This window comes from Streptomyces sp. S6 (assembly GCF_054880855.1).
Genome location: NZ_JBTYMC010000474.1, coordinates 1 through 3585 on the forward strand (window position 1 = coordinate 1; position 3585 = coordinate 3585).

At 73.6% G+C, this 3585-nt stretch carries 5 protein-coding genes and 1 pseudogene; 2 read left to right on the plus strand and 4 right to left on the minus strand.

What is annotated here, in order from left to right; translation table 11 throughout:
- The 4 genes and pseudogenes from ACVNF4_RS33790 to ACVNF4_RS33805 all read right to left on the minus strand — a co-directional run.
- On the minus strand, positions 1–104 hold a 104-nt coding region (locus ACVNF4_RS33790; protein WP_461806696.1), incomplete at its 3' end, for a beta-ketoacyl synthase N-terminal-like domain-containing protein.
- Positions 90–761: pseudogene (locus tag ACVNF4_RS33795) on the minus strand (response regulator); the annotation flags it as partial. The pseudogene ACVNF4_RS33795 and the gene ACVNF4_RS33790, both read right to left, overlap by 15 nt.
- A 63-nt stretch (positions 762–824) precedes the next feature.
- A complete protein-coding gene (locus ACVNF4_RS33800) occupies positions 825–1502 on the minus strand; it encodes a CBS domain-containing protein (RefSeq protein WP_461806692.1) in 678 nt (225 codons plus the stop codon).
- A 16-nt stretch (positions 1503–1518) separates the two neighbouring features.
- Entirely contained in the window at positions 1519–1983 is a 465-nt protein-coding gene (locus ACVNF4_RS33805) for a cyclic nucleotide-binding domain-containing protein (protein ID WP_461806693.1), read from the minus strand.
- Between the two features lie 275 nt (positions 1984–2258).
- On the opposite strand from ACVNF4_RS33805, the gene ACVNF4_RS33810 reads away from it, so the two are divergent.
- Entirely contained in the window at positions 2259–3116 is an 858-nt protein-coding gene (locus tag ACVNF4_RS33810) for a universal stress protein (RefSeq protein WP_461806694.1), read from the plus strand.
- 24 nt (positions 3117–3140) lie between these two features.
- Positions 3141–3585 (plus strand): universal stress protein (locus ACVNF4_RS33815; RefSeq protein ID WP_461806695.1); only part of this gene is annotated, 445 nt, incomplete at its 3' end.

The window sequence follows — 3585 nt, forward strand, 5'->3', positions numbered from 1 at the left end:
GAGAAGACGCCGATGTTGTCGCCGCGTGCGGAGCGGGGGTCGATGCCGGCCTGTTCCAGGGCTTCCCAGGAGGTTTCGAGGAGGAGCCGCTGCTGCGGGTCCATGGCGAGGACGGCTGCCTGGACGCGGCGTTGGACGCCGAGTTTGGCCAGCAGGCGGGAGATGTGGTTCTTGACGGTCTTCTCGGAGAGGTACAGCTTCTTGCCGATCTCCCGGTTGGTGAGCCCGTCCCCGATCAGCGCGAGGATGTCGCGTTCGCGCGGGGAGAGGCCGGCGAGTTCGTCGGGGACGGCCGGGGTGTCGGCGGGCGTGGCACGCAGGGAGCGCATGAGGCGGGCGGTGGTCGCGGGGTCCAGCATCGACTGCCCGGAGGCGACCGTGCGGACGGCCGAGACCAGGTCGGAGCCCTTGATCTGCTTCAGGACATAGCCCGACGCCCCGGCCATGATGGCGTCGAGGAGGGCGTCCTCGTCGTCGAACGAGGTCAGCATCAGGCACGCCAGCTCCGGCATCCGGTCGCGCAGTTCGCGGCAGACGGTGATGCCGTCGCCGTCCGGGAGGCGGACGTCCAGGACGGCGACGTCCGGCCGCAGCGCCGGGCCCCGCACGAGGGCGTGCTCGACCGTGCCGACGTCGCCCACGACCGTGATGTCCGGCTCGGCGTCCAGGAGGTCCGTCAGGCCACGGCGTACCACCTCGTGGTCGTCGAGCAGGAACACACGGATCGGGTCCTGCTCGGTGAAGGTGCGTGCCTGCGCCATGACGACCTCTCGGAGTGCGGACGTGCTGCCCACGACGATCATGACCGGCCGGACCGCAGCACACTAGGGCCGACCGGCCCCATCCTCCGACGTCTTCCCCGCGGGCACCAGCTCGAACTCCACGTCCACGACCCCTTCGACCGCGCGCACCAGACGGGCGGCCACCGGCACCAGGGAGGTGTCGCGCATCCGTCCGGCGAGGGTCACCACGCCGTCGTGGACGTCGACCCGCAGCAGGGAGGCGGGCTGGGGGAAGAGCAGGCCGACGATCTCGCGGCGGATCTCCTCGGCGATCGCCTCGTCCTCGCGCAGGAAGACCTTGAGGAGGTCGGTGCGGCTGACGACGCCCTCCAGCCTGCCGAGTTCGTCGACGACGGGCAGGCGCTTGACCCTGGCCCGTGCCATCGTGCGGGCGGCCTGGGCGAGCGTGGTGCCGGGGCGGACGGTGAGCGCGGGTGCGGTCATCAGGTCCCCGGCCCGTACCCCGCCGGCCTTCTCGATGTCCTTGAGGCGGCGCAGCTGGGTGTACCGGTCGGGGTCGCCGTCGCGGAACTCCTCCTTGCACAGGAGGTCCGCCTCGGAGACCACGCCGACCACCCGCTCCTCGCCCTCGACCACGGGCAGGGCGCTGATCCGCCACTCCCGCATCAGCCGCACGATCTCCTTGAAGGGCGCGTCCCGTCCGACGCTGACGACGGTGTGCGTCATGACGTCGCTGACGATGTGGGGTGTGCCGTGCATCGGGTCCCTCCCCGTCTCAGATGCGGGTGCCCGCGCCGTACGGCGCGTACAGGTCGAGCAGCCTGGTGCGGGCGGAGCGCAGCCGGTGGGCCAGCACGCCGCCCACCCACAGGGCGACGGAGTTGCCGAGCGCCGGGTCGTCCTGGCACAGGAGGCGGACGGCGACGGCGTCGAACTCGTGGGCCCGTACCGGTGTGGTGGCCTCGGCGCCCAGGTGCCAGGCGTGCGGGCCGAGCAGCCAGGACCAGCCGATCAGCTCGTCGTGCCCGAGCCGTTCGATGACGGCCGCCCGGCGGCCGGGCACCCGCATGTCGAGGGCGACCTGCCCGGTGCGCACGACCCAGAACCGGTCGGCCCGCCCGCCCTCCTCGAAGAGCCGGGTGCCCGCCGGGAAGCTCACCTCCCTCGCGAGGCGCATCAGCCGGTGCCGGTGCTCGGCGGGCAGGGCGCGCAGCATGCTGGGGGTCGGGGCGGCGTTCATGGTGTCCTCCCGCACGGGGGCGTGTTCGGTTCCGCCTCCAGCCTGCGCCCGCTCCTCCCGCCGCAACGAGGGGCCGTTCGGCCCGCCGGCCGCGCCGAACGGCACTCTCCCCGGCCGCCGCCCCGATGAGGGCCGTTCGGCCCTGTACGCACCGACCTTCGGCATCCGGCGCCGGACGCCGTGGCTGACGACAGTGAGGGCATCGGGGCGAACCCGAACCGTCCCTGATCCGCGACCACAGCCGACCGTCACGGCCTTTCCCGGAGGTGGCAGACATGCCCCGCACGATCACCGTCGGCCTGGACGGCTCCCCCGAGAGCCTGGCCGCCGCCGAATGGGCCGCGCACGAGGCCGAGTCGCGCGGACTCCCGCTGACGCTGACCCAGGTCTGGGAGCTGATCCCCGAGCCGATGGCCCAGGCTCCCCTGCTCGGCCTGGAGACCCTCCGGCACTGCACGGACCGTGTCCCCCGAGAGGCCGCCGCGGGGCTGCGCCTGCGCCATCCCGGTGTCGAGGTGACCGGTGAGCACGTGCCGGGCTCGCCCTCCGACGTCCTGTGCAGGGCCTCGAAGGACGCGGAACTCCTCGTCCTCGGCTCGCGCGGGCTGGGCCGGATCGGCGGTTTCGTGGTCGGTTCCGTCGGGCTGAGTGTGGTCGCCCACGCCCAGTGCCCGGTGGTGTTCGTCCGCGCCCGCCGGCAGGAGGCGCTGCGGCCGGTCGTCCTGGGTCTGGACACCGACCACCCCGACAGCACCTTGATGGACTTCGCGTTCGACGCCGCCGCCCGCCGCCGCACGCCGCTGCGTGTGGTGCACGCCTGGAACCCGTCGCCGTACATCGCCTACTGCGCACCCGACAGCCCGCCTCTGCACGAGGCCCTGAAGCTCGACGACGCCGAGGCGCTGGCCGAGGCGGTGCGCCCGTGGCGGCAGAAGTTCCCGGACGTCGAGGTCACCGAGGAGTCCTCGTACGGCGGCGCCGCCGCGCACCTCGTCGCCGCCGCCCGGGACGCTTCCCTGGTCGTGGTCGGCCGCCGTGGCCGGCGCAGCCCGTTCGGCACGCACATCGGGCACGTCACGCACGCCGCCCTGCACCACTCCCCCGCCCCCGTCGCCGTCGTGTCCCACGGCTGACCCACGACAAGGAGAGCAACTCCCATGGAGACAAAGGCCGGACGCCCCTCGTGCGGGGCGGTGAAGCTCGCGCGAGGACCGGTCGTCGTCGGTGTCGACGGCACCGAGGCGAGCCTGCGGGCCATGGACTGGGCGGTCGACGAGGCGGCCCTGCGGGGCGTGCCGCTGCGCCTGGTGCACGCCACGACATGGCGGGAACAGGAAGAGGACGGCTGGGGCGGTGACTGCCGGCTCCTGGAGTCCGCCGCCCGGCGTGCCGGGCGCCGCGCCCCGGACGTCCGGATCTCCACCGAGGTCGCCGGTGAACAGGCCGAACAGGCGCTGCTGCGGGCCGGTCGGGAGGCCGGGGTGCTGTTGCTGGGCACCCGGGGCCGCGCCGAGTTCACCGGCCGGCTGCTCGGCTCGGTGAGCCTGGCCGTGGCCGCCCACGCCGACTGCCCCGTGATCGTGGTGCGCGGCGGCCAGGACG

Coding starts and splice junctions, on each gene's coding strand:
- ACVNF4_RS33800 (WP_461806692.1), bottom strand. CDS start 1,502: ATGCACGGCACACCCCACATCGTCAGCGACGTCATGACGCACACCGTC.
- ACVNF4_RS33805 (WP_461806693.1), bottom strand. CDS start 1,983: ATGAACGCCGCCCCGACCCCCAGCATGCTGCGCGCCCTGCCCGCCGAG.
- ACVNF4_RS33810 (WP_461806694.1), top strand. CDS start 2,259: ATGCCCCGCACGATCACCGTCGGCCTGGACGGCTCCCCCGAGAGCCTG.